This window comes from Pigmentiphaga litoralis (genome assembly GCF_013408655.1).
Taxonomy (GTDB): domain Bacteria; phylum Pseudomonadota; class Gammaproteobacteria; order Burkholderiales; family Burkholderiaceae_B; genus Pigmentiphaga; species Pigmentiphaga litoralis_A.
The window spans coordinates 63,765-88,094 of record NZ_JACCBP010000003.1 but is presented as its reverse complement, the minus strand read 5'-3'; the positions used below and the strand labels follow the sequence as shown (position 1 = coordinate 88,094).

The following is a 24,330-nucleotide window of genomic DNA, read 5'->3' as shown; positions in this document are numbered from 1 at the left end:
ATTAAAACCCCGCAGATCTTTGACTGCGGGGTTTTTTATTTTGGAGTGGATTAAATGAATGCCACCGTTTCTGCCCCCAATACCCCGCACGTGAATGCGGATGCCGCCGAACTGGCAAAGTTCAGCGCGCTGGCCTCGCGCTGGTGGGACCCGGAAAGTGAATTCAAGCCGCTGCACGCCATTAACCCGCTGCGCCTGGACTGGATCAGCCAGAATGCACGCGGTCTGGGCAATAAAAAGGTGCTGGATGTCGGATGCGGCGGCGGGATTCTCGCCGAAAGCATGGCGGCACGCGGCGCCATCGTGACTGGAATCGACCTGGCGGAAAAATCACTGAAAGTCGCGCGACTGCATAGCCTGGAAACCGGTATCAAGGTCGAATACCGCAATATCTCGGCCGAACAGATCGCGGCCGACGAACCCGGCCAGTACGACGTCGTCACGTGCATGGAAATGCTCGAACACGTGCCGGACCCCGGTTCGATCATCCGCGCGTGCGCCGCGCTGGTGAAACCGGGCGGCCACGTCATGTTTTCGACCATCAACCGGAATCTGAAGGCCTTCGGCTACATGATCCTGGGCGCCGAATACCTGCTGCGCCTGGTGCCGCAGGGCACGCACAGCTACGAAAGCTTCATCCGCCCCAGCGAACTGATTGGTGATGCGCGCCGCGCTGGCCTGGAAGCGACCGAGATCCGCGGCCTGCAGTACCAGCCGATCGGCAAACGTTATTCCCTGACGTCCGACACCAGCGTGAACTACATGGTCGCGATGGTGCGCACATGAAGCCGCTGATCCTGTTCGATTTTGACGGCACGCTGGCCGACACCGCGCCGGATCTGGCCGCGGCGGCCAATGCGCAGCGCACCGCCAAGGGACTCCCTCCCCTGCCGCTGACCGACCTGCGCCACATGGCGTCGCACGGGGCGCGGGGTCTGCTGGGTGTGGCGCTAGGCCTCAAGCCCGAGGACCCGGATTACGAAGCGGCCAAACAGGCATTTCTTGCGGACTACGAACGAAACATTGCCGTGCACACCGTGCTGTTTCCGGGCGTTGAAGCGCTGCTGGCCGAGCTGCACCGCCGCGGCACGCCGTGGGGCATCGTCACCAACAAGGTGACCCGGCTGGCGTTGCCGCTGGTCAAGCACCTGGACCTGCACGAGGCCAGTGTCATTACCGTGTGCGGCGACACCACGGCGTACTTCAAGCCGCATCCCGAACCGCTGCTGCACGCTGCACGGGAAGCCGGTCATGCGCCGGAAGACTGCATCTACGTGGGCGATGACCTGCGCGACATCGTGGCGGGCAAGGCGGCCGGCACGAAGACCATTGCGGTCGGCTACGGCTACAACGGCGATAGCGACCCCGTGGCGGCATGGGGAGCGGACGAAATCGCCCACACTCCCGAAGATTTGTTGCCCGCGATCGACCGCCTGCACTTGAAATGACGGGATCGCGTACAATATAAGACTCCTGGGGCCGATCCGGATTCGACGTGGGTCGCGACGCAGAGTAGGGCATGTCGAGCACCAGTACGCTTCGTAAAACCACTGGAACGCAAATAAACGCCAACGACGAGCGTTTCGCTCTCGCCGCTTAAGCGGTGAGCCGCTGCACTGATCTGTCCTTGGGTCAGGCGGAGGGAGGGTAAAACTTTCCTAAAGGATGATTTGGACGGCTAACCCCTGAAGGGTCATCTTTGAACCGCAGCAGTGACATTCACAAGGAATCGGTCTGTACTGGGGTCACACGGTCCAGATTTAAACTACGTGAATCGCCTCACTCCGGCCTGTCGGTTGGCTAAGTGTGAGGTTAAACAAAAATTAATCGACTACACATGTAGAACTGCCTGTTGAGGGCTTGCGGACGGGGGTTCAATTCCCCCCGGCTCCACCAGTCTCCGAATCCCAGCCTCGCGCTGGGATTTTTTTTGCCTGCGCGATGCTGGGGCGGCTTGGCCTGGGACAGTTTTTTCCAGGGCGGGCCCATGGTCAGCGACGATTTCATGAGCGAACGCGGCAGCCAGCCCGCAGCGAAGGCATGGTACTGGTGACGAACAACGTGTCCGAATTCTCGCGCGTGCCGGCGATCGAAGTGGAGAAATGGGTCGGTTGATGGCCCGTCTCCGAGATCGCTGCCGCTGGGCGATGATGCCCCGGGGCAGTCGCTTCAGTGGTAGTCGCTCATGCTGGTGGTCATCTCCCCTCCCCGCTCCCGTTCCTGGAAGAACCGCAACAGGCGGTAGTCCGTGACGAAGCTCAGGCAGGATTCGGCGTCGAGCAAGGCGGCGGGTGACTGGGGTTCGGCAACGATAAAGCCCTGCACGTAGTCGACCCCCATTTCGGCCAGGGCTTCGACCGTCTCGAAGTCTTCGGCCCATTCGGCGATGCTGCGCATGCCCAGGTTGTGGGCGAGTTCGACAATCGCCTCCACGATGGCCAGGTTGGCCGGGTGGCGGTGCATGCCGCGCACGAACGACCCGTCGATCTTCAGGGCGTCGGCCGACAGGTCCTTCAGGTACGAGAAGGACGTGTAGCCGGCGCCGAAGTCGTCCAGCGCAATCCGCACGCCCCACTGCCGCAGACGCTCGATAAAGCGGCGGGAATTTTCCAGGTCGTGCAGCGCGACGCTTTCGGTGATTTCGATGCAGAGCATGGGCGCGACGTCCTGGTAGCGCTCGAGCAGGGCAAAGACGTCTTCAATGAAGGCCTCGTCATTGAGCGACGCGCCGCTGACGTTCACGCACACGAACTTGGTCCGCAGCAGCCGCGTCACGTTGGTGCGCAGCCACTGCAGCGTCGTGCTGAGCACCCACTTGTCCAGTTCCGCAATGTTGCCGTTGGCCTCGGCAGCCGCTACGATCTTGGTCGGCGGCAGGCGCTCGCCGTGGGAATCCAGCATGCGCAGCAGCACTTCGAAGTTCAGCGAGTTGCCCGGATCCTTGAGCGCCATGATCGGCTGCATTTCCAGAAAGAAGCCGACCGGCGAAAAGGTGCTGCCCAGTTCTTCGATCAGGCGCAGTTCTTCGGCGCGGTCCAGGAATTCGCGGGCGTACTTCTTGTAGACGACGACGTGGCCGTGCGCGCCGCGTTTGGCTTCGCGGCAGGCGCGGTCGGCGGCCGAGATCAGGTCCTTGGCGTCCATGCCGGCGGTGGCTTCGACCAGGCCGATGGAAATCTTGACCTGGAAGGCGCGGTTGCGCAGCTGGTAGGGCCGCGTGGAAATGTCTTTGACGACGCGCAGGCACAGTTCGTGGGCGCGCGCGGTGTCGGTGTCATGGAAGATCACGATGAATTCATCACCGCCAACACGCCCCAGGAAGTGGCCGGCTTCCAGCACGTTGTCGACGCGGGCGCAGACCTGCTTGAGGACTTCATCGCCCGCCTGGTGGCCGTACAGATCGTTGATCAGCTTGAACCGGTCCAGGTCCAGGTAGGCGATCGACAGCGCATGATCGTCAGAAAAATTGATGATCGCGCTGTTCAGGATCTCTTCGACACCCCGGCGGTTGAGCACGCCGGTCAGTGAATCGTTGTTGGCGAGAAATTGCAGGCGTTCGGTGTACTTCACGCGCTCGGTAATGTCCTGCAGCGACCCTTCGATGCGGTCGCCGGCATGCGCCGCGCGCACCAGGTACCAGCGGGGGTCGGCTCCCGTGTCGTCGGCTCCGGTGGCGGCCACGCCGGAGACTTCCAGTTCGCCTCCCTTGGGGTGGGCGGCCAGGCCCTGCAGGGCGTCCCACGCCCCGGGGGCAAAGTAGTCCGCCCACGGCTTGGCGGGCAGCGAATCCTGTTCCAGTCCCAATTGTTGCCGCAGCGCCGGGTTGACCCGGACGAAGGACCCGTCGGGGTCCAGCGTGAACAGGCCGACCGGCGTGACCTGGTAGGTGCGGTCCAGCTCGGCCTGGGCCTGCATCCGCTCGTGTTTTTCTTCGCGCATCTGTTCCGCGAACGCGAAGCCCGCCATCAGGCTGGCGCCCAGGGCGGCGGTGACGCTATTGAAGGACTCGAGCAGCGCCTTGAAATCGAACGCGGCGGCGATGACTTCCGAAAAGGTCGCGAACAGCGTGAAGACCAGGGTGGCGCTATACCACCAGGCGATCCGGGACCGGGTAATGACCAGGATGCGGGCCAGGAAGAATACAAGTGACGCCGCGCCGAAACCGGTCACCGCCCACAGGGCCGGCAGGAACATCGAATAAGGCAAGGTCACAGCCAGCACGAGCAGCACGATGCCCAGCATCTGGACAGCGCGCATCAGCCAGCGGTAGCCGATCACCCGCAATTCGCGTTCGAAGAACTGCGTGAAAAGCGTATAGGTGACGACGTAATAGAACGCCATCGTCAGCATCCGGATGACGGGCATCCAGTCGTTGTCGATGACGCGGCTCAGCCACTGCGTGTCCCACCCCATGGACAGCGCGCCCAGCCGCAGATTGCCGATCAGCCAGACGGCGAACAGCACATAGCGGGACTCGCGGTTGATCAGCGCAGTGACGATCGTGAAGATGGCCAGCGTCAGCAGACCGCCTTCGAGCAGGCCGATGCCATGCGCAAAGGCGCGCGACGAATTGGCCAACTGGTCGCGCGGCCAGATCGAGAATGACAGGCGCGCCGGGCCGGAACTGACGACGCGGCACAGCATCTCGCGTACGTCGGGAATGCGGTCGATCGAAAAGGCGTAGCCGGCCCGGACGGGCTGGATCGCGCCGCTGACGGACTGGCGGTCGGTCTGGCCAAGCGGCGCCAGGGTGTCGGCATTCCAGCAGGACAGCGCCTGCGTATGGCGCGACGGAAAGTCCAGGAAGGTGTCTTTGGTTCGGGAGGCCTGCGGCAGCCGCACGGCGAGCCAGAACGGATGCTCGGAAAGCTGGGTGGTGGCGGTCAGCACATCGGCCTGACCTTGCAACGCGGCGCGCGCGCTGGCGGGGGTGTAGTCGCCGGACGTGGCTTCGACCACCCGGAAAGGCAGCGATGTCTCGCCACGGGTGTCGTAAATGCTGGGCAGGAAAACCAGGAAATAGACCGAGAACAGGGCAATCGCAACGGGCAGCAGATAGTACGAGAAGTTGCGAAACAACTTGTCGACGCTCCGGCAAGCCTGCCTGATCCATTCCATACCACTCGCCCCCATGGGTTGACCCGACGCTAGGTCTACGTGTTAGTGCCAACGCATGATACGACGGGCAGAAGGTGGAGGGCGACAAAAGCCATCGGCCCGTGTTCCACACGGGTCGATGGTTACAACTTGATCGGAAGGCGTGGTAAGAAACGCGGCGATTACGCCGCGATATGCACAGCACGCTCATCCAATGCCACCACTTCCTGATCGGCGCGGTCGAACTCGTAGCCGCGGATGTCGATGTCGGGGTGGTGCGTGCGGATCATGTAGTCGAACAGACGGTGACCGCTCTGTTCCCAACGGGTGCGCGCGGCGGCAACGTCGAACGCCATGACACGGTGCGCAATGTTGCCAATGTGCAGCATGGGGATGAAGCCCTGGCCCGGGAACACGTCCTGGAACATAAGCGCTTCATAGCCGCGATCCAATGGCGAACGGGCGGCCGTGATCATCCAATCCACATTGGTCTCGACGCAATACTGGTAGTAGGCCTTGAACAGGGCGATCTTGGCGACGTGGCCAATCTTGCGTTCGGAGACACCCAGGCGCGTGGCTTCGGCAAGTCGTTGCTGTTGCAACCAATCAGGCAGCAGCACCGAACGTTCGACACCCAGGCGGGCGCGCAGGTTGGTCTGGATGCGCATGGTGCCGACGGCCTCGCCATCGAGCTTGGATTCGGCCAGCAGCACGACCGCGCCAGGTTCGCGATCATAGGATTCCGGTTCGCCCAGGGTCTTGGCGAGCTCGGGCACGTGACGGCCATAAGCGGCCTGGCGGATGCGGACGGCCTTGGCCAAAGCGCCTTCGTCCTTGACCACACGAATAGTGAACGGGAGTCGTTCTTCAGTCTGCGGCAGGAAAGCAGCGGCGTCGTTGCGGGCAGTGGTAGCGGCGATGAAAGTGGTCGTCATGATGGAATTCCTTGGAATGAAGTGATGGAGGTAATGGATTGCGAAAGGGATGTTGCGAGACTTGCGGCGATCACGCGGCGATGTGCACCGGACGGGCTTCGCGCGTCGTGACCTGGTCGTCGGCAAGGCGGCCGCCGTGATCGCGGATGTCGATGTCGGGGTGGTGCGTGCGGACCATGAAATCGAACAGGCGATGACCGCCCTGCTCCCAACGCTTGCGTGCCGATGCGACGTCGAAGGCCATCACGCGATGGGGGATGTTGCCGATGTGGAGCATGGGGATGAAGCCCTGGCCCGGGAACACGTCCTGGAACATCAGTGCTTCGTACTGGCGGTCCAGCGGCGAGCGTGCGGCGGTGATCATCCACTCGACGCCGGTCTCGAGGCAGTACTGGTAATAGGCCTTGAACAAGGCGATCTTCGCAACGTGGCCGACACGTCCTTCTGACACGCCAAGGCGCGTTGCTTCTGACAATCGTTGCTGCTGCAACCAGTCAGGCAACAGCACCGAACGTTCAACGCCAAGACGGCTCACGGCATTGGTCTGGATACGCATCGTGCCAATGGCTTCGCCGTCCATCTTGGATTCGGCCAGCAGGACCACTGCTCCCGGTTCGGCGTCATAGCTTTCGGGGGCGCCCAGGGTCTTGGCAAGCTCGGGCACGTAACGGCCATAGGCGGCCTGGCGGATGCGGACGGCCTTGGCCAGAGCGCCTTCGTCCTTGACGACACGAATAGTGAATGGGAGTCGTTCTTCAGTCTGCGGCAGGAAGGCGTCGCTGTCGTTGCGGGCGGTCGTCGAGAGGGTGAGTGTGCGGTTCATGGTGTGAACTCCAGAGATGAGATGGGATGCCGTCGTCGTGTTTGGCAACGGATACGGCAGAGTCGCATAAGTACGTAGAAGATTCACCGTCCCTTTCCTGCGCAAAGTGTCGCGACGCGCAATGCATCACTCGCGGTTATGGAAGTTCAGTGCACTCACACAAACGAGCGGCTGGGTGTAATCCTTCGCATGGCTTCCATGCGGCCTTCGACTTGATGCGTCTTCATGCTTCGTGAAAGTGCATCGCGCACAAGGCATCGCTGCCCGCAGATGACGGCATCACGTGCTTCCCGGGCGACGAGCAACGATGACGACACGCGCGTGATCCCATGACGCGTGATGCGTCGGATCGATGCAACGCGCAGGCACTCGCATGACGAGGAGGAGAGAGGGAGTACGTGGGATGAGGCGGGGGATGGATGCGACGTCCATACGGGCGATCATCCAACTGGACGACCACGCATGTCGCGTTTTGACCAGACGTTTGTGGTGTTTGCGCCTACAAAAAAGCGCGAGTGACAGACCCATGCAAACCGCTGCATAGGGTCATGAGATGAAGGATGCAGACAGGGTCAGAACATCAGTTGATCTCCTCATACTGATGGACCGGCCTGGCGATGGAACGGTCTGCTTGCGTGATACCGATGCAGCCGCAACGGGCCGCGGTCAGGTCGGATTCGCGCTGGGAGAGGTGCCGTGGATGGACCAGGTCGCGTTGTCTTATCGCCCTACGCCGTAAAGCATGCTCTTACGTGTGTAGGCGTCTTTCGCATCCGATTGCACCGCGTTTAGTACGTCCTTGCCAGAGCGACTGCCAGCGTCCATGGCCGCTTTGATGTAGGAACCTGCAGCGTCGATAAGCGCAGGCAATGCATCGATGGATGACGCTGCGCTATGGCGCCGGCGGCCGCCGTGATCCGACAGGATCAGCGCGTCTGCACCCCGATCGGGCGCAAGCCGGGCGTCCTTGATGGGCTCGATGGCTTTCAGGATCGGCTGCCGCCCGCTTGCTGCGGCTCCACGTGACGTCGTCCTGAGTCCGGGTCAGGCGGAGTCGGGAGGGGGCGCGGCGGGTCGCAGGGTTCGGCGGTCCAGGCCGCCAGCGTGTACAGGGTCTCGATCCTTTTTGCGTGGACCATGATGGTGCCGACGTTGCGGCGCGGCGGGTGCCCCCTGCCGGCGCAACGTTGCGGCCGCGCCGCATTGATCAATTGATAAATGCGCAGCCATGCATCATGCAGAGTGCGATCCAGAACGAAAGGTTATGGGTTGCCGCGGCGTCATCTCCGGACACTTGTCATGACAGGCATGCTGCGCCCTACTCCGCCGAGATCTTGCGGTCGCGGATGACCTTGCCCCACATGGCCGATTCGCGCGGGATCTCGTTCACCATGGCGGACGCCGGCAGGTAGGCCGGCACGGCGCCTTGCACCGCGGCAGCCTGGGCCAGCTCTGGCGCGGCCATGACGGTGCCGGTGGCTTCGCTCAGGCGATCCACGATCGTGGCGGGCGTGCCGGCGGGGGCGATCAGGAACAGCCGCGGGGCGGCATCAAAGCCCGGCAGCGCATCGGCCAACGGCGCGATGTCGGCGCCCGCGATGGCGACCGGACTCATGATGGCCACCGCGCGCAGGCTTCCTGCCTTGGCCTGGCTGATGGCAGCAGCCACGCTGACCACGCCGATCGGCACCTGGCCGCTGATGACATCGGGCACGATCTGGGCCGCGCCGCGATACGGAATGTGCGTGACCTCGGTGTCGGTCTGGCCCTTGAGCATTTCAAAGGCCAGGTGGTGCACGGTGCCCACCCCCGACGTGGCGAACGAATACTTGCCCGGCGCCGCTTTGAGCGCGCTCACGAATTCGGCGGGCGTCCTGGCCGGGAAGCGGTTGCCCGTGACGATGACCAGCGGCAACGTGAACACCGATGCGATCGGCGTAAAGCTTTTGACCGGGTCGAAGGTCAGGTGCGGCTGCAGGTACTGCGCGATGAGCAGGGAGCTGTCGCCGAGCATGATGGTGTAGCCGTCGGGCGCGGCGCGGGCGGTCGCATCGCCGGCAATCACCCCGGCGGCGCCGGCGCGGTTTTCAACGACGACCTGCTGGCCAAGCTGCGTCGACAGGCGCGGCGCGAGCAGGCGGGCCATGGCGTCCAGGCCGCCACCTGCCGAATAGCCGACCAACAGGCGGATGGGGCGCTCGGGATAGCTCGTCGCGGCGCCGGACGATTTGCCGGCCGGGGCGGAGGCGGCTTGGGGCTGCGCGACAGCCGCGGTGGCAGCCAGCGCGGCGCAGCAGGCGGCGAGCGCAAGAAAGCCCCGGCGAGCGGGACGCGTCTTGAGGGTCATGGGTGTCTCCTGTCCTGGTCTTGTTGTGTTGTTCTTGTTGTGTTGTTCTTGTCATGACATGACATGTCATGCGGGTACGTTGCCGGCATGGGCGGGCCGGCGTGGGTTGGCCGGCGTGGGTTGGCCGGCGTGGGTGGGCCGGCATGGGTTGGCCGGCATGGGTGGGCCAGCATGGGCGGCCGGCATGGGCGGACCAGCATGGACGGCCGGCATGGGCGAACGCATTCCGGCCGTCCTGGCGATCAGGCCTTGCCCACGCCGCGCGAGCCCGGACGGCGCGCCAGTTCCTTCACCCGGTCGCGGTTCGGGGTGAAGCCCAGCCCGGGGGTCTCGGGCAAGGTCAGCATGCCGGCCGTGGGCTCGGGCAGATCATCGAACACCTGTTTGCAGCATTCCACCGCAACCGAGTGGTATTCGACCAGCGACCCATTCGCCAGCCCCGCATGCAGGTGCATGTTGTGATGCGGCCAGGCGCCGCCATTCGCAAAGCGCGTGTTGAACGCGGCGGCCATGCCCGCGATGCGCAGGCACTGCGTATAGCCGCCACTGATGCAGGCGTTGGGCTGCACGACGTCCACGGCCTGCGCCACCAGCAGGTCGCGGAAGCGGCTGGCCAGCCCTTCGTTCTGCCCGCCGGCCAGCGGAATCGACGTGGCCTGGCGCAGCTTCACCAGGTTCGGGATGTCGTTTTGCGAGACGGGTTCTTCAAAGAAAGTGATGCCGTACGGTTCGACACGCTTGGCCAGCGCATGCGCATGGAAGTAGTCCAGGCTGCAGTTGGCGTCGATATAGAGTTGCACATCAGGCCCCACCGCTTCCCGCACGGCGCGAATGCGGGCGACGTCTTCGGTGATCAGGGTGTCTAGGGGGCGCGGTTCGTCGCGGCGTTGCAGGCCATGATGACCCACCGTCATCTTCAGCCGCGTGAAGCCACGGTCCACCCAGCTGCGCGCCGCCGCGGCCAGTTCGTCGCGATCAAAGAAGGCGAAGCCGAAGGTGGCGTACACCGGCACCTCGGCACGGGCGCCGCCCATCAGCCGCCAGCAGGGTTGGCCCAGGGCCTTGCCTTTCAGGTCCCACAAGGCCAGGTCGATGGCGGCGATGGCGTGGCTGGCATAGCCGGACTGGCCGCGCGGCGTCAGCAGCCAGTACAGGCGTTCCCATAGCCGCTCGTGGCGCAGCGGGTCGGCCCCGATCAGGGCATGGGCGGCAATGTCGTTGACGATGGAACCGATCACTTCTTCTTCGGTGATGGCGGTCATGCCGGTGCCGATCAGGCCCGTGTCAGTCTCGATGTCGACCAGGCAGACGGACAGGGACGTGGTCTTGGTGCGGCCGGATATCGTGACCGATACGGGCAGGTTCAACGGCGTGGCGCTGACGCGGGAAATCTTCATGCTGTCTCCAGGGGTGCCTCTGACGGGCATCGATCGAAACAGTGTAGGAAGCCGCGCGCCGGGGCGGCAAGCACGTGGGAAGAATGCGGCTTTCGCGAACGGCGAAAGCGTGGCGGGTTGGCGGGAGCGTGTCTGCTTTGAAAGCAGGTGAAGCAGGTGAAGCGGGCGCGGATGGGTTGGTAGCGCGGAGAGCGGTTGAAGACCCGCGGGTGGGTCGGTAGGCCGCGGGGTGGATTGCTGTCACGCAGGTGGGTCGGAGGCCCGCAGAGGGGTGGGTGGTCCGCCGTGTGGTCAGTCCGCCATCAGCGTCGTGATGACGGTCCGGGCCGCGGGTGACGGCGGCGGCGCGCTGCGGGTGATCAGCCGATGCGTGCGGATGGCCCAGGGGTCGGACAGCGGCACGGCGGTAATGGGCAGACAGGCCAGTTGCGGCCCGACGGCCTCCAGCGGCAGCACGCCCACCCCCAGCCCGGCCGCCACCATGCGGCAGACGGCATCGAAGCCGCGCATCTGCATGCGGATGCGGACGGTGCGGCCGGCCTGCCGGGCGGCCAGCATGACCCGGTTCGACAAGGCCGTGCCATCGGTCAGCGCAATGAAGTCCTGGTCCATGGCGTCGATCAGGGCAATACGATCGCGGTCGGCCAGAGGGTGCGCGGACGGCACGACCAGCACCAGCGTGTCGGTGAACAGGTCTTGCAGCACCAGCCCCTGCGGCGGGTTGCCGATGTCGACAATCCCCAGGTCGGCACGGCCGTCCAGCACCGCCATGGGGATGTCGGGGCTGCTGCGCTCTTCGACATCGACCCGGATCAGCGGATGGCTGCGCATGACGTGTTCGAGCTTGCCCGGCAGGGCTTCAAGAATGGCCGACGAGTTGGCCAGGATGCGCACGTAGCCCTGAAAGCCCTGGCTGTAGTCGCGCAGGTCGAGCGCCAGCCGGTCGGCGTCGGCCAGCAGTTCCCGGCTGCGCTGCACCAGCAAGTGGCCGCCCGGGGTCAGTTGGACGCCGCGCGAGGATCGTTCGAACACCCGGAAGCCCAGGTGGTCTTCCAGCGCCGAGATACGCACGCTGGCCGCAGCCACGGCCAGGTTCAGGCGGTCACTGGCCGCGCTGATGGAGCCAAGGTCGGCCGCGGCCGCGATCACACGCAAGGTTGTCAGGTCGATCGAATCGGTCATGGCGTCCACCGCAAAAGCGTCTGTTCCGACTGTAGCAGGGGAGCGCGGCGCGCAGCAGGGCGAGGGCTCTTGCGGGTCCGGCAAAGACGGTGATGGGGGTGGTCGGGGTGGTCGGGGTTTGCCCGGAACGTTCGGGTGGGTAGACTGGCAACGCCTTCATTCCGTCGGAAATCTTTCGTGCCGCAACCCGTCATCCCCAGCGTTGGTTCCGTGATCCGCAGTGCAGTGCGTGGTGCGCTGCGTGGTGCCCTAAGCAACGCCGTGTCCCGCGCCAGCCCGGCGGCGTGCCTTGCCCTGGCGGCCACGCTGGCCCTTGCTGTCGCGACGTCGGCCATGGCGGCGCCGTGCCCGCCTCCGCCGCTGACGGCGGCCGAGGTGACTGCCGCGGCGGCGCGGTCCGACGGCAAGGATCGTGGGCTGTTGTGGAAGCTGACGCGCGATGGCAGCACGTCGTGGCTGTATGGCACCGTGCATGCCGGCCGGCCCGCGTGGGCCACGCCGGGGCCGATCGTGGCGCAAGCCCTGAAGGGCAGCACCGTGCTTGCCCTGGAAATGGACCCGCTGGCGCCCGACCTGCAGGCGCGGGTTGCCGCCCTGATGGCCGCGCCGAAAGGTGTCGCGTTGCCGACGGCCGTGACGAACCGGCTCGCGCGTCAGTTGGAGGACAGCTGCCTGCCCGCGGCGCTGATCCAGGCGCTGCACCCGCTTGCGGTGACGACGATCGCGCAACTGACGGTGGCACGGCGCGCGGGTCTGTTTGCGGAATATGGGGTGGACCTGACGTTGGCTCGGCTGGCGCGGACGGCGGGCACGCCGGTGGTGTCGCTGGAAACGCCGGAACTGCAGATCCGCGCCTTGTTCGGTGACCCCGGCACCATCGACCTGCAGGAAGTGACCGCGACGCTGGATGGCCTGGAAGAAGGGAAAGACACCGCGACGCTGGAACGGCTGATCGCGGCCTGGGACCGCGGCGACCAGGCCGGCCTTGCCAGCTACGCCCAGTGGTGTGACTGCCTGAACACGCCCGAGGAACGCGCGATGATGCGTCGCGTGCTGGATGACAGGAACCCGGCGCTTGCCCAGGGCATTGCCGGCCTGCACGGCAAGGGGCGCAGCGTATTCGCCGCCGTGGGCGCCTTGCACATGACGGGCGATGCCAGCCTGCTGCGGCTGCTGGCTGCACAAGGTTTCCTGGTGGAGCGGGTGCCGCTGCGGCCGGTGCGATAAGTCTGCAGACCGGCCTGAGCCTGAATGCGGGGACTGACTGTCATCGCGCAGCCAGCTATCCGCCACGTCGCACTGCCCGGGGGTCTGACCGCATTCCGCCCCCGCCTCCTATACTGCTGACGACGCCGCCCTTCATTGCTCCCCATGTCCCGACTCCGCACTTTCCTGACCACCTGCCTGCTGGCGCTTGCGTCAGTCACGACCTTTCTGTCGGCCGCCTGGGGCGCGATGGCGCTCTGGTATCAGGTGCCCTTCCCGCCCGCGGTCAAGGCGGCGCTGGTGGCTGCCTGGGTGCTGATCGCGTTGACCGCGCTGGGGCTGGCGTGGCGCGAACGCAGCTGGCTGGGGTTTGCCGCCTACGCCGTCGCTTTCGTGCTGCTGTCGATCTGGTGGAACACCCTGACGCCATCGAACAATCGGCAATGGGCGGACGACGTGGCGTCCATGACGTCGGGCACTATCAACGGCAACCTGGTCACCTTGCAGAACGTGCGCAACTTCGACTGGCGCACCGAGACCGATTACACCCCCCGCTGGGAACGGCGCGACTACGACCTGGACCGGCTGGCGTCGGTGGACATGATCCTGTCGTCGTGGGGCTTGCCGGGCATTGCGCACACGCTGGTGTCATTCGGGTTCGATGATGGCCGCTACCTGACGTTCTCGGTCGAGATCCGCAAGGAAAAGAACGAAAGCTTTTCGGCCATCGGCGGCTTTTTCAAAGAGTTCGAGATGAGCGTGGTGGCCGCGGATGAACGCGACATCATCCGGGTGCGCACCAACGTCAGGCAGGAAGACGATCACCTGTTCCGGGTGCAGGTGTCCAAGGACACGATGCGGTCGCTGTTCCTGGCTTACGTGGCCGAGGCCAATTCCCTGGTGCACACGCCGCGTTTCTATCACACGGTCACGGCCAACTGCACGACCATCGTCTATCACATGATGGCGCGCATCGTGGGCGGCTTGCCCATGGATTACCGGCTGCTGCTGTCCAGCATGCTGGATGGCTATGTGTATGACGCGGGAGCCCTGACGCAGGGCTATCCGCTGGAGACGCTGCGGGAGCGCGGACGCATTACCGACCGGGCGCGCGCGGCCGATGCGGATCCGGATTTTTCGATCGCGATCCGCAGGGGGATCCCGGGGGCGGATCCGGCGGTGGAGCCTCGGAACTGAGGCTGGGAATAGCGCGCCCGGACTGGTGCACCCCGGGCGCCTTGATGGACCGCGCCGAGCTACGCAGTGGATGCCGCCGTCTACGTCATCAGGCCGCGGCGCGGTAGCTTGCCGTGGCCACCGCATCGTGCGGATGCAGGCTTTCCAGGTGGCGCACCGACACGTGGGCGCTGACCACATCGGGATAGTCCCGGCAGGCGGCTTCGACTGCCCGGGCCGCATCTTCCACGTACATCAGGTGACTGCCGTTCAGGCGCGCAAAGGCTTGTTCGTCGGCGCGTTTGACGGCCGTTTGCACGGGGGTGCCCAGTGCGGCTTCGATGCGGTCCAGCCAGTCGTTGATTGCCAGGCCGGTCTGGCCTGACTGCCCTGCCCCGTCGCAGCGCCGCTCCACCGTCACGTCGGCCACACTGCGCTGGCTGTGCGGCGTGGCGAGCGTGGCGTTGGCGGACAGCCAATCCGCGGCGGTGTCCAGCGTCAGGGAAGCGCCGTCGAAATGCTGCACGAACGCGTCGCGCACCGCCTGGCGCGCGAGGGCGGCCGAGCACGGGCAGGTGGACGAATACACGACTTCTGTCCGCAGGCTGAGCGTGGTGACGCCGTCCTGACGTTCGGCGATCAGGGTGACGGGGTAGTCCTGCCAGCCGCTCAGGCCAGGGGTGACCAGCGCAGGCCGGGCGCGCAGCACCCGGCACCGGAACGTGACGCGCGCCGCGGTCGACCCGCAATCCTGGTGACTGTCGACCATGTCGGCCAGCAGCGTCGTCAGCACGGTGGACGTGAGCGCGCCCGCTTCGCACGCGGCGGTGACCAGCCGATGCAGGCGCGACATGTGGATGCCCTTGACGCGGGGGTCGGGCAGATCCACGGCGGCGTCGACGTGGCCGAGTAATGCTCCCGGAAAGGCCGGATCGTCGAGACGAAGGGGAACCGCGATGCCTTCCATGCCGACCCAGGAAAGCGGGGTCAGCCGTGTCGGGAAATCGTTACGGGCGACGTCGGGGAGCGGATCGGAATAGGTATCGGGCAGCGGATCAGAATTCGTGCCAGGGATGGCGGAACGGGACCGCAGATCGGGAATCGGGCCGCTAACGGCGGAGTCGGGCATGGCTGGCTTCCTGGGATCGCGCGGCCAACAGCCTTCACCGGCACGCGCGCTAATGCAATAGAGTTGCATTATACCGGTAACGACGAGCGCCACGTCGGCACCTTCCGCGCGCCCACCGCCCATAAAAAATGCGGGCCGCCGCCCGCATCCTCGCTCCAATACCTGGCCCCGAAGCCCACCGCTCACGCCAACGCCGGCTCCATCCCCATCAGGCGCGAAAAGTCCCCCACGCCCAAGGGCCGCGCCAGCAGAAAACCCTGCGCCTGGTCGCACTTCATCTCTGCCAACAGCGCCAGCTGGCTGGCCGTCTCCACGCCTTCCGCCACCACTTCCATGTCCAGCGCATGCGCCAGACCAATGATGGCCGACACGATGGATCGGCTCTTGGAGCCCTTCACATCCAGTTCATTGACGAACAGGCGATCCACCTTCAATTGGCGGACGGCAAACTGCTGCAGGTAGCTCAGGCTGGAATAGCCGGTACCGAAATCGTCGATCGCCATTTCAAAGCCAGCCAATTGCAGCCGCTGCACGGCCTTCATGGTTTCTTCGGCATTCTGCATGGCCACCGATTCGGTGATCTCGAACATGAGGCGGGATGGCGTCACACCGTATTCGCGGGTCAGGTCGATCACGTCGCGGATCAGGGTGGACGAGCGCAGCTGGATCGGCGACAGGTTGATGGCGATCTTGACCGGCGCCAGGCCGGCGCTGTCCCACAACTGGATCTGCTGGCAGACCGCCTTGATCACCCATTGGCCGATGCGCGTGATGTTGCCTGAGCGTTCGGCAATCGGAATGAATTCGCTGGGTTCGATCGGGCCGAGTTCCGGATGCGTCCAGCGCAGCAGCGCTTCGGCGCCCAGCAGCTTGCCGCTCGCACAGTCGAATTTGGGCTGGTAATGGATATGCAGCTGGTTGCCGGCCACGGCGCCCCGCAGGCTGCGCTGCAGGTTCATGGCGCGCTGCGTGCTGGTGTTCATGGCCGCTTCAAAGAAACGGTAGCCGTTGCGGCCGGCGTTCTTGACTTCGTACATGGCGGCGTCGGCGTTCTTGAGCAGCACGTCGCTGGTCTGGCCGTCTTCCGGAAACACGCTGATGCCGATGCTAGGCGACACGGTCATGTGGGTGTCGATCAGGTCGAATTCTTCCTGAAAGCAGTCCAGCAGCTTTTCGGCCAGGTCGCCGGCGATGGCGGCGGTGGACAGGTTTTCCACGACGACCACGAATTCGTCGCCGCCAAATCGCGCCACCACGTCTTCGCGGCGCAGCTTGAGGCGCAGGCGGGCCGCCAGTTCGCGCAGCACCGCGTCGCCCACGTTGTGGCCAAGCGAATCGTTGATGGCCTTGAAGCCATCGATGTCGATGAAATACACCGCAAACCGCTTGTCGTTGCTGCGGGCGAACAGGATGGCCTGTTCCAGCCGTTCCGCCAGGAAGCCGCGATTGGGCAGGCCGGTCAGTTCGTCGTGCGTGGCCTGATACAGCAGCATTTCATTGGCGCTGCGCAGGGTGTCGTTGAAGCGCAGGGTGCGGTCCTGCAGGCGGGAATCGAGCACGGACAACACCAGCGCGACGCCCAGCACGCCCAGGGTGCCGGCAAGAATGGTGGCGGCCAGCCAGTGGATGTCGATCTGGCCCGCGGCCAGGCAGACCACGCCGATCGGAAATTCGGCGGCCCACATGCCGGTGTAGTGCATGCTGCAGATCGCCGCGCCCATGACCATGGCGGCGGCCAGACGCTGGCGCAGGCGCCGGCGGGGGTCGGCGGCGCGCAGGGCAAAGGCCAGGCGCAGCGCCACGAACGACGCGACGATCGCGACCACGACCGACAGCAGCACGCGCGGCAGGCTGTAATCGATGCCGGGCGACATCTGCATCGCCGCCATGCCCATATAGTGCATGCCCGAGATGCCCAAGCCGACCACGACCGCGCCCGCGGCTAGCCGGGGACGGGTCAACGTGCGCTGGGTGACCTGGTGCAAGGCGAGATAGGACACGCCGATGACGACGGCGAGGCTGTACAGGGTGGTGCCCAGGTCGTAGCCCAGCGGGATCGGCAGCGAAAACGCCAGCATGCCGATGAAGTGCATCGACCAGATGCCCAGGCCCAGCGCCACCGCGCCCCCGGCCAGCCAGAATGTCCGGTTGGACGCGCGCGGAAGGCTGGCGATGCGTCCGGTCAGGTCCAGGGAGGTAAAAGCTGCCACGGTCGCTATCAGAAACGACAACAGCACGAGCGGGTAGCTATAGGTAGATTCGAGCATCGTTGTCGTTGGGGGGCGTTTCCGCGGGTGCCGCGCCGGTTCGGCGGCTGGCAGCACTATAGCGGCAATCGGCGCTGCCGCGCGCTTTGGCGTTGTTTTTGGCGCGATAGGGAAGAGCCGGGAACGCCGCTTGCTGTTGAGTCTGTGCGGACTCTCCCGCGATAAAGGAAAAGCCATGAACAAAGACCAAATCAAGGGTACGGCCAAGGAAATCGGCGGCAAGGTGCAGGAAGCCGTGGGCAAAGCCACTGACAGCCCAAGCACGCAGGCCAAGGGCCTGGCCAACCAAGCCGAAGGCAAGGTTCAGAAGAATGTTGGCGACGTGAAAGAAGCCGTCAAAGACAGCAAGATCTAAAGGCAGTACCGCTTGCCCACGGTTTGCGGTTGCCGCCAGTCGGCAATGCGCAACCGGCACGGAGCAAGCCCAAGTCCGGCGCGGCGGCACTCAAGCCCGCGCGATGACCCCGATCTAGACGACGGGATGGCCTGCCGCACCGGACGCGTCACTTCGTGGACCCTTGGGTCCACGCCTCATTCCCGCTGACCCGTCAGGGTTGGCGTTTACAGCTGAAGCCAGTCGGCATTGCCGGTGCCGGGATCGCGCTATGACGCGATCCCACGGCGTCGTGCGTCTGTCGGCCGGGTTTTCCGCTGAAGCTTCCCCCGAAGTTCTCCCCGACATTTTCACGTCTGAAGGCCGATCTTGCTGCGTTCTGTCCGATCCGATGCGTCGTCTGCTCCCCTGCTCCAGCCCGCTGGCGGCAGGGGTTCGGCTATCGGCGAGGAACCGCAAGCCGAGCGTCATCACGAGGCCACGAGTCCAGGTCAGGCGCCGAGTCAGGCTGAAACCAGGCTGCACACCGTTCTGGAATCGGTGACGTCGGCATCCGCGATCGACCCGGGCGACTTGCTGCGTGACCTGGTGTCGGCAGGCTTGAACACGCTGGCATTGCCCGGACACGGCAATACGCTGGCACGGTGGAGAGTGTTTGCTGCCGTGGCCGAGGTCGATCTGGCGGCCATCAAACTGGTGGAAGGCCATACCGACGCCATCGCGATCCTGGCCGAACTGAACGACCCTCTGAACGACCCGAGCCTGGACAGCCCGACGCCGCCCCCGGGCAGCTTGTGGGCCACCTGGGCATCGGAGCCGCCCACGGCACGCGTGGAAGCGCGAACGGGCACTGACGGCAGCGTGCTGCTGACTGGCACCAAGGCCTGGTGTTCGGGGGCGGCGGCCGTGACGCATGCGGTCGTCAGCGCCTGGAATGCCGATGGCGAACCGGTGCTGGTGGCCGTGGCCATGGATCAACCCGGGGTGACGGTGACCGACCGCGGCTGGCATGCCATCGGCATGGAAGCCACCCGAAGTGTCGACGTAGAGTTTGCACAGGCCCGCGCGCAGTGGGTCGGCCAACCTGGCCAATATGTCGGCCGGCCCGGCTTCTGGCAGGGCGGCGCCGGCATTGCCGCGTGCTGGTACGGCGGCGCGTGCGCCATTGCCGATGCGGTGCGCCAGGCGTGCGCCGATGCGGTTCGTCGTCAGGATGGCCGCCCCACGGCAGCCGTTTCCCCCGCGCTGTCGTTCCGCCTGGCTCACCTGGGGGCGATAGACGTCGCCCTGGGCCAGACCGCCGCGCTGCTGCGCGAAGCCGCCATCTGGATCGACGCGCACCCGACGCAGGACGCCATGGCCATCGCCCTGCGGGTGCGGGCCAGCGCCGAAGCGGCCGCCACCCGGGTGCTTGATCACGCCGGCCGCGCGCTGGGCGCCACGCCGTATTGCCGTGATCCCCGATATGCCCGCATGGCGGCAGACCTTCCCGTGTTCATTCGCCAAAGCCACGCCGAGCAGGATCTGGCGGCCCTGGCACGCACGCGGCTTGATGCGTCGGAGGCCACATGGGACTTGTAGGCGACCGCGAAATCCGCGCTGAAGGCACGCCCGAAGCGGTCTGGGATGCCTGGGCCGGGCTGCACAGCCCGCCCGTGCTTGACGCGGCGGACCTGGTCCCGAAACGCGGCCGCGCGGTGGTGATCGCGCCCCACCCCGACGATGAATTGCTGGCTTGCGGCGGGCTGATGCGCCAATGGACCGATGCCGGCCGCGACGTGGTGGTCGTGGCGGTGACCGATGGCGGCGGAAGCCACACCGGATCCCGCCGCTGGACCCCCGTCACGCTGGAAGCCGCGCGGCGCGCCGAACGCCTGGCCGCGCTGCACGAAATGGGTCTGGCGACAGTGCCGGTGATCGGCCTGCAGTTGCCCGATGGCGGCGTGACCGGCACCGAGGCCGCGCTGCACTGCGCACTGAAACCGATGCTGCAACCGGGCGACGTGGTGTTCGCCACCTGGCGCCTGGACGGCCACCCCGACCATGAAGCCACCGGGCGCGCGGCCGCCGCCTGCTGCGCCGAGGCCGGTCTGCCATTGGTGGAATTGCCGGTCTGGATGTGGCATTGGGCGGAACCGGATGACCCGCGCGTGCCGTGGCACCGTCTGGCCCGGGTGCGCCTGGACCCGGCGCTACGCGCCGCCAAGCGCCGCGCGATTGCCGCGCACCGCACGCAGGTCGAAGCCGATCCCACGTTGCCGGGTCATGCCATCCTGCCACCGTGGGCGCTGGCGCGCCTGATGCGTGACCACGAATTCGTTTTTGTCTGACCGGAGCGTCATGCCTCTTTCGCCGCCGTATTTCGACAGCCTGTTCGCCGCTTCGGACGACCCCTGGGGATTCCGCACGCGCTGGTATGAACAGCGCAAACGCGCCCTCACGCTCGCCTGCCTGCCCGCGAGCTTCTACGACAGCATCTTCGAGCCGGGCTGCGCGAACGGTGAACTGGCAGCCGACCTGGCGCCACGATGCCATCGCCTGCTGGCCTGCGACGCCAGCGCGCCGGCCGTGCGCCTGGCCCGGCAACGGCTCAGGGACGTGCCGCATGCCCGCGTCGAAACCATGACCATGCCGGCCGACTGGCCCGCCGAACAGTTCGACCTGATCGTGATCAGCGAGCTGGGCTACTACCTGCCCCCCGCCGATCTGGCCACGCTGGCGCGTGCCTGCCTGGGCTCGTTGACCGATACCGGGACGCTGCTGGCCTGCCACTGGCGCCCGCTGATCGACGGGTGCGCGTATGGCGGCGATGCGGTGCACGAGATCCTGGCGGCCGAAACCGGCCTGCCGCGCATCGTGCATCACCAGGAAGACGATTTTGTGCTGGATGTCTGGACCCGCCAAGGGCAGTCCGTCGGCCGCGCGGAGGGACTGACATGATAGGTGTGGTGATACCGGCCCATAACGAGGGCGAGAACCTGGCGGCCTGCCTGGCGGCGGTGGCCTGCGCCGCCGCGCACCCGGACCTGCGCGGCGAATCCGTTTATGTCGTCGTGGTGCTCGATAGCTGCACCGACGATTCCGAAAACGTGGCGCTGGCCCATGGCGTGGGCATCTTGCGGGTGCAGGCCCGCAACGTGGGTCTGGCCCGCGCCACCGGCGCGTCCCAGCTGATTGCCAGTGGCGCGCGCTGGCTGGCGTTTACCGATGCCGACACGATGGTCGCCCGCGACTGGCTGGCCGCGCAGGTCGGGCTGGGTGCGGACGCCGTCTGCGGCGTGGTCAGCGTGGACGACTGGTCCGCGCACACCGCCGCCGTGCGCGAACGTTATGAACGCCTGTACCAGGATCGCGACGATCATCGGCACATCCACGGCGCCAACTTTGGCGTATCGACGCAAGCCTACCTGCGCGCCGGCGGGTTCAGCGCGTTGGCCGTCAGTGAAGACGTTGCCCTGGTCGAAGCGCTGGAGTCCACCGGCGCACGCATCGCATGGAGCGCCTTGCCCCGCGTGGCCACCAGCGCCCGCACCGATCCGCGCGCGGCCGGCGGATTTGGCGACTACCTGCGATCGCTGGCAGCGCCAGCGTGGAAACCGGAGGCCGTGGGCTAACAGAAACGGCGCATCGACAGAAGGGAGAACAGGAAGCCGCGGTTGCCACACCGCCGCTTCCTGTTGGCCGTGCGCAAATGCTTACTACATTCGCTCCCCGGATGACGTTTGTTACGTAGAATCCCGAACCTACTCTCTCATTGACGCAGCAACAAGGACCCCCATGCCCCTGCAAGACGCCTCCGCCAAGCTTCTCGAAGTCCATTACAACGAGCTTCTCGATAACTGGGTGGCCAGTCTGCTGCAATCTGCGCGTCAGAAACGCCAGGCCGAACCGCAATTGCGCGATCAGTGCCGGCAGTTCCTGGGCGCGTTGATCGCTGCCCTGGGCCGCAGCACCGCCGCCGATATTTCCGGCCGGGACTGGGATGAAGTGCGGGGCCTGCTGACCGAAATTTCGAACACGCGTGCGCGCAGCGGCTTCAGCCCGTCTGAAACCGCCATGTTCATCTTCTCGTTGAAGAATCCGATCTTTGCCGTGTTCAGCCAGGCGCTGAGCGCCACGCCCGACGTGCTGGCCGACCAGAACCGCGCCATCGACACCATGCTCGACCAGCTCGGCCTGTACACCACCGAAGTGTTCCAGAAGAGCCGCGAAGAAGTGATCGTGCGCCAGCAGCAGGAACTGATGGAACTGTCGACCCCCGTGGTCCAGCTGTGGGACAACATCCTGGCCCTGCCCCTGATCGGCACGCTCGATAGCGGCCGCACGCAGGTCGTGATGGAAAGCCTGCTGGAAAAGATCGTCGAGACGGGCGCATCGATCGCCATCATCGACATTACCGGCGTGCCGACGGTGGACACCCTGGTCGCGCAGCACCTGCTCAAGACCGTGGCCGCCGCCCGCCTGATGGGCGCGGACTGCATCATCAGCGGCATCCGTCCGCAGATCGCGCAGACCATCGTGCATCTGGGCGTGGATCTGACCGACGTGACGACCAAGGCCACGCTGGCCGACGCCTTCGTGATTGCCCTGAAGCGCACCGGCGCGACCAACCTCCCCAACACGGCGCGCTGATCCATGGAACGCATCCCCATTCTGAAAATGGGCAAGTTTCTGCTCGTGACCATCCAGGTGGATATGCACGACCGGCTTGCCATGACCCTGCAGGACGACCTGACGAACCGGATCGTCCGGGACCGCGCATCAGGCGTGCTGATCGACATTTCGGCGCTGGATGTCGTTGATTCCTTCATTGGCCGCATGATCAGCAACACTGCGGCCATGGCCCGGGTGCTGGATGCCGATACCGTGCTGGTCGGCATGCGGCCGGCGGTGGCGATCACCTTGGTTGAACTGGGCCTGACGCTCGATGGCGTCAAGACCGCCCTCAATGTGGAACGAGGCATGGCGCTGCTCACGCGCGACTTCGATCGTCTGATCGAATGATGAACGACACCGAGGTGCTTGCCGTGCTGCCCTTGCAGACGGACGAGGACGTGGTCCGCATGCGCAAATACGTGCGCGAGCGGGTCGTGGCGCTCGGGTTCGGATTGGCTGACCAGACCAAGGTCGTGACCGCCGCCAGCGAACTGGCGCGCAACACGCTCAAGTATGGCGGGGGCGGCGAAGCCCATGTGTCGTTGCCCGAACAGCCTGGACGCCGCGGCATCCAGCTGTCGTTCATCGATCATGGGCCCGGCATTCCCGACCTGGACCTGGCCTTGAAAGACGGCTTTACGAGTGGCGGCGGACTGGGCATGGGCCTGGGCGGCTCCAAGCGGCTCTGCGACGAATTTTCGATCGATTCCGAAGTGGGCCGGGGCACGCGGGTGTCGGTCATCAAGTGGAAACGCATGTGATGGCGAACGCGTAATGCGACAGATCGCCCTTCCGATCGATGACGTGAGCCAGGTGGCCGACGCGCGCCGCCAGGCCACCGAGATCGCCCGCAGCATTGGCCTGAACGAGACTGACCGCGGCCGCGTGGCGATCGTGGTCACCGAAGCTGCCACCAATATCCTGAAGCATGCCGGCAGCGGCGTGCTGCTGATCCGCCCGCTGGCCCATCCCCATTCCGACGAGGCGGGCGACGGCATTGAAGTGATCGCGCTGGACAACGGCCCCGGCCTGCCCGATGCGGCGCTGAGCTTTGCCGACGGACATTCAACGGCCGGCACGGCGGGCACCGGACTGGGCGCGCTGGCGCGGCTGTCGGACCAGTTCGACTGGTTCAGCGACAGCGCCAACGGGTCGATTTTCTGGATGGCCCTGTGGCCCGGCCGCGTGGTGCCCGACCAGTTGCTGGACATTGGCGCCGTCTGCCTGCCCTTGCCTGGCGAGACCCTGTCCGGCGATGACTGGCGGGTCGAGCAACACGGTGAACGCTGCGCGATCATGGTGGCCGATGGCCTGGGCCACGGACTGGAAGCCTATCGTGCATCGATGGCGGCGACCGAGGTCCTGCCCAAACGCGAAAACTGGCCGGCCGCCGACCTGATCCACGAAGCGCACGGCGCCTTGCGCGCCACCCGCGGCGCCGCGGTGTCGGTGCTGTCGTTGAACCTGTCGACCGGCCAGGCGCAGTTTGCCGGCGTGGGCAACGTGGCCGCCTTCATTGGCGGCCATGGCGCGCGCAAGCAGCTGGTCACGCACAATGGCATCGTTGGCCACAACATGCGCAAGGTGGGATCCATGGACGTGGACTGGCCGCATGACAGCTGGCTGCTGATGCACAGCGATGGCCTGTCGACGCAATGGAACCTCAACGACTTCCCGGGACTCGATGCACGTCATCCGGCGGTGATCGCCGCCACGGTGTGCAAGGCCCATTGGCGCAAGCGCGACGACGTTACCGTCCTCGTCGCGCGGCGCAACTGAGT

22 protein-coding genes and 1 other RNA gene are annotated in these 24,330 nt (G+C 65.6%); 14 read left to right on the top strand and 9 right to left on the bottom strand.

Annotated features, from left to right (window positions below):
* The first annotated feature begins 54 nt into the window (after positions 1 to 54).
* The 3 genes from ubiG to ssrA all read left to right on the top strand — a co-directional run bounded on the left by ubiG (position 55) and on the right by ssrA (position 1,896).
* On the top strand, positions 55 to 786 hold the full coding sequence (gene ubiG / locus HD883_RS24930; RefSeq protein WP_179590610.1) for a bifunctional 2-polyprenyl-6-hydroxyphenol methylase/3-demethylubiquinol 3-O-methyltransferase UbiG: 732 nt from the start codon (positions 55 to 57) through the stop codon (positions 784 to 786).
* Positions 783 to 1,448 carry an HAD-IA family hydrolase gene (locus HD883_RS24925; protein WP_179590612.1) on the top strand — a complete coding sequence of 222 codons (666 nt, stop codon included), beginning with the start codon at positions 783 to 785 and terminating at the stop codon, positions 1,446 to 1,448. Before ubiG ends, HD883_RS24925 begins: the two co-directional genes overlap by 4 nt.
* 27 nt (positions 1,449 to 1,475) lie before the next feature.
* Positions 1,476 to 1,896, top strand: a transfer-messenger RNA (tmRNA) gene (ssrA, locus tag HD883_RS24920).
* A 273-nt stretch (positions 1,897 to 2,169) separates the two neighbouring features.
* Here the strand turns inward: ssrA and HD883_RS24915 are convergent.
* The 7 genes from HD883_RS24915 to HD883_RS24885 form a co-directional block, all read right to left on the bottom strand.
* Entirely contained in the window at positions 2,170 to 5,118 is a 2,949-nt protein-coding gene (locus tag HD883_RS24915) for a putative bifunctional diguanylate cyclase/phosphodiesterase (RefSeq protein ID WP_179590614.1), read from the bottom strand.
* Between the two features lie 161 nt (positions 5,119 to 5,279).
* Positions 5,280 to 6,032, bottom strand: coding sequence for an N-acyl amino acid synthase FeeM domain-containing protein (locus HD883_RS24910; RefSeq protein ID WP_179590616.1), 753 nt, complete (start codon positions 6,030 to 6,032; stop codon positions 5,280 to 5,282).
* Positions 6,033 to 6,102: 70 nt separating this feature from the next.
* A complete protein-coding gene (locus HD883_RS24905; RefSeq protein ID WP_179590618.1) occupies positions 6,103 to 6,855 on the bottom strand; it encodes a hypothetical protein in 753 nt (250 codons plus the stop codon).
* A gap of 720 nt (positions 6,856 to 7,575) precedes the next feature.
* Entirely contained in the window at positions 7,576 to 7,845 is a 270-nt protein-coding gene (locus HD883_RS28060) for an alpha-hydroxy-acid oxidizing protein (RefSeq protein WP_218863688.1), read from the bottom strand.
* Positions 7,846 to 8,173: 328 nt separating this feature from the next.
* On the bottom strand, positions 8,174 to 9,202 hold the full coding sequence (locus tag HD883_RS24895) for a tripartite tricarboxylate transporter substrate-binding protein (protein ID WP_179590620.1): 1,029 nt from the start codon (positions 9,200 to 9,202) through the stop codon (positions 8,174 to 8,176).
* Positions 9,203 to 9,444: 242 nt separating this feature from the next.
* Positions 9,445 to 10,599 (bottom strand): mandelate racemase/muconate lactonizing enzyme family protein, encoded by a 1,155-nt coding sequence (locus tag HD883_RS24890; RefSeq protein ID WP_179590622.1) that lies wholly within the window; start codon positions 10,597 to 10,599, stop codon positions 9,445 to 9,447.
* 291 nt (positions 10,600 to 10,890) lie between these two features.
* Positions 10,891 to 11,781 (bottom strand): LysR family transcriptional regulator, encoded by an 891-nt coding sequence (locus HD883_RS24885; protein WP_179590623.1) that lies wholly within the window; start codon positions 11,779 to 11,781, stop codon positions 10,891 to 10,893.
* Positions 11,782 to 12,042: 261 nt separating this feature from the next.
* On the opposite strand from HD883_RS24885, the gene HD883_RS24880 reads away from it, so the two are divergent.
* Both HD883_RS24880 and HD883_RS24875 read left to right on the top strand, forming a co-directional pair.
* Positions 12,043 to 13,008, top strand: a complete 966-nt coding sequence (locus HD883_RS24880) for a TraB/GumN family protein (protein WP_179590625.1) — start codon at positions 12,043 to 12,045, stop codon at positions 13,006 to 13,008.
* 144 nt (positions 13,009 to 13,152) lie between these two features.
* Complete coding sequence (locus HD883_RS24875; protein WP_179590627.1) at positions 13,153 to 14,184, top strand: Lnb N-terminal periplasmic domain-containing protein; 1,032 nt, start codon at positions 13,153 to 13,155, stop codon at positions 14,182 to 14,184.
* 88 nt (positions 14,185 to 14,272) lie between these two features.
* Here HD883_RS24875 and folE2 read toward each other — a convergent pair whose 3' ends face one another.
* Both folE2 and HD883_RS24865 read right to left on the bottom strand, forming a co-directional pair.
* Complete coding sequence (gene folE2 / locus HD883_RS24870; protein ID WP_179590629.1) at positions 14,273 to 15,292, bottom strand: GTP cyclohydrolase FolE2; 1,020 nt, start codon at positions 15,290 to 15,292, stop codon at positions 14,273 to 14,275.
* A gap of 182 nt (positions 15,293 to 15,474) precedes the next feature.
* Entirely contained in the window at positions 15,475 to 17,502 is a 2,028-nt protein-coding gene (locus HD883_RS24865; RefSeq protein ID WP_373563476.1) for a putative bifunctional diguanylate cyclase/phosphodiesterase, read from the bottom strand.
* 232 nt (positions 17,503 to 17,734) lie between these two features.
* Between HD883_RS24865 and HD883_RS24860 the strand changes: the two genes are divergently transcribed.
* From HD883_RS24860 to HD883_RS24820, 9 genes are all read left to right on the top strand, one after another.
* Complete coding sequence (locus tag HD883_RS24860; protein WP_179590633.1) at positions 17,735 to 17,914, top strand: CsbD family protein; 180 nt, start codon at positions 17,735 to 17,737, stop codon at positions 17,912 to 17,914.
* A gap of 519 nt (positions 17,915 to 18,433) precedes the next feature.
* Positions 18,434 to 19,474 carry an acyl-CoA dehydrogenase family protein gene (locus tag HD883_RS24855; protein WP_373563475.1) on the top strand — a complete coding sequence of 347 codons (1,041 nt, stop codon included), beginning with the start codon at positions 18,434 to 18,436 and terminating at the stop codon, positions 19,472 to 19,474.
* A complete protein-coding gene (locus tag HD883_RS24850) occupies positions 19,462 to 20,223 on the top strand; it encodes a PIG-L deacetylase family protein (RefSeq protein WP_179590635.1) in 762 nt (253 codons plus the stop codon). The genes HD883_RS24855 and HD883_RS24850 overlap by 13 nt, the downstream gene beginning before the upstream one ends.
* A 10-nt stretch (positions 20,224 to 20,233) precedes the next feature.
* Positions 20,234 to 20,833 carry a class I SAM-dependent methyltransferase gene (locus HD883_RS24845; protein ID WP_179590637.1) on the top strand — a complete coding sequence of 200 codons (600 nt, stop codon included), beginning with the start codon at positions 20,234 to 20,236 and terminating at the stop codon, positions 20,831 to 20,833.
* Entirely contained in the window at positions 20,830 to 21,507 is a 678-nt protein-coding gene (locus HD883_RS24840) for a glycosyltransferase (RefSeq protein ID WP_179590639.1), read from the top strand. Before HD883_RS24845 ends, HD883_RS24840 begins: the two co-directional genes overlap by 4 nt.
* 163 nt (positions 21,508 to 21,670) lie before the next feature.
* Complete coding sequence (locus HD883_RS24835) at positions 21,671 to 22,525, top strand: STAS domain-containing protein (protein ID WP_179590641.1); 855 nt, start codon at positions 21,671 to 21,673, stop codon at positions 22,523 to 22,525.
* A 3-nt stretch (positions 22,526 to 22,528) separates the two neighbouring features.
* Positions 22,529 to 22,897, top strand: coding sequence for an STAS domain-containing protein (locus HD883_RS24830; RefSeq protein WP_179590643.1), 369 nt, complete (start codon positions 22,529 to 22,531; stop codon positions 22,895 to 22,897).
* Positions 22,897 to 23,310, top strand: coding sequence for an anti-sigma regulatory factor (locus HD883_RS24825; RefSeq protein ID WP_179590645.1), 414 nt, complete (start codon positions 22,897 to 22,899; stop codon positions 23,308 to 23,310). The genes HD883_RS24830 and HD883_RS24825 overlap by 1 nt, the downstream gene beginning before the upstream one ends.
* A gap of 13 nt (positions 23,311 to 23,323) precedes the next feature.
* The gene (locus tag HD883_RS24820; RefSeq protein ID WP_179590647.1) at positions 23,324 to 24,328 is read left to right on the top strand and encodes an ATP-binding protein; all 1,005 of its coding nucleotides are present in this window, start codon (positions 23,324 to 23,326) and stop codon (positions 24,326 to 24,328) included.
* The last annotated feature ends 2 nt before the right edge of the window (positions 24,329 to 24,330 follow it).

Bases quoted from the DNA above. Each gene is read 5' to 3' on its own strand.
- HD883_RS24850 (WP_179590635.1), top strand. From the start codon at position 19,462: ATGGGACTTGTAGGCGACCGCGAAATCCGCGCTGAAGGCACGCCCGAA.
- HD883_RS24835 (WP_179590641.1), top strand. From the start codon at position 21,671: ATGCCCCTGCAAGACGCCTCCGCCAAGCTTCTCGAAGTCCATTACAAC.
- HD883_RS24825 (WP_179590645.1), top strand. From the start codon at position 22,897: ATGAACGACACCGAGGTGCTTGCCGTGCTGCCCTTGCAGACGGACGAG.
- HD883_RS24890 (WP_179590622.1), bottom strand. From the start codon at position 10,599: ATGAAGATTTCCCGCGTCAGCGCCACGCCGTTGAACCTGCCCGTATCG.
- HD883_RS24875 (WP_179590627.1), top strand. From the start codon at position 13,153: ATGTCCCGACTCCGCACTTTCCTGACCACCTGCCTGCTGGCGCTTGCG.
- HD883_RS24860 (WP_179590633.1), top strand. From the start codon at position 17,735: ATGAACAAAGACCAAATCAAGGGTACGGCCAAGGAAATCGGCGGCAAG.
- HD883_RS24895 (WP_179590620.1), bottom strand. From the start codon at position 9,202: ATGACCCTCAAGACGCGTCCCGCTCGCCGGGGCTTTCTTGCGCTCGCC.
- HD883_RS24915 (WP_179590614.1), bottom strand. From the start codon at position 5,118: ATGGAATGGATCAGGCAGGCTTGCCGGAGCGTCGACAAGTTGTTTCGC.
- HD883_RS24905 (WP_179590618.1), bottom strand. From the start codon at position 6,855: ATGAACCGCACACTCACCCTCTCGACGACCGCCCGCAACGACAGCGAC.
- HD883_RS24910 (WP_179590616.1), bottom strand. From the start codon at position 6,032: ATGACGACCACTTTCATCGCCGCTACCACTGCCCGCAACGACGCCGCT.
- HD883_RS24885 (WP_179590623.1), bottom strand. From the start codon at position 11,781: ATGACCGATTCGATCGACCTGACAACCTTGCGTGTGATCGCGGCCGCG.
- folE2 (WP_179590629.1), bottom strand. From the start codon at position 15,292: ATGCCCGACTCCGCCGTTAGCGGCCCGATTCCCGATCTGCGGTCCCGT.
- ubiG (WP_179590610.1), top strand. From the start codon at position 55: ATGAATGCCACCGTTTCTGCCCCCAATACCCCGCACGTGAATGCGGAT.
- HD883_RS24925 (WP_179590612.1), top strand. From the start codon at position 783: ATGAAGCCGCTGATCCTGTTCGATTTTGACGGCACGCTGGCCGACACC.
- HD883_RS24820 (WP_179590647.1), top strand. From the start codon at position 23,324: ATGCGACAGATCGCCCTTCCGATCGATGACGTGAGCCAGGTGGCCGAC.
- HD883_RS24845 (WP_179590637.1), top strand. From the start codon at position 20,234: ATGCCTCTTTCGCCGCCGTATTTCGACAGCCTGTTCGCCGCTTCGGAC.
- HD883_RS24830 (WP_179590643.1), top strand. From the start codon at position 22,529: ATGGAACGCATCCCCATTCTGAAAATGGGCAAGTTTCTGCTCGTGACC.
- HD883_RS24840 (WP_179590639.1), top strand. From the start codon at position 20,830: ATGATAGGTGTGGTGATACCGGCCCATAACGAGGGCGAGAACCTGGCG.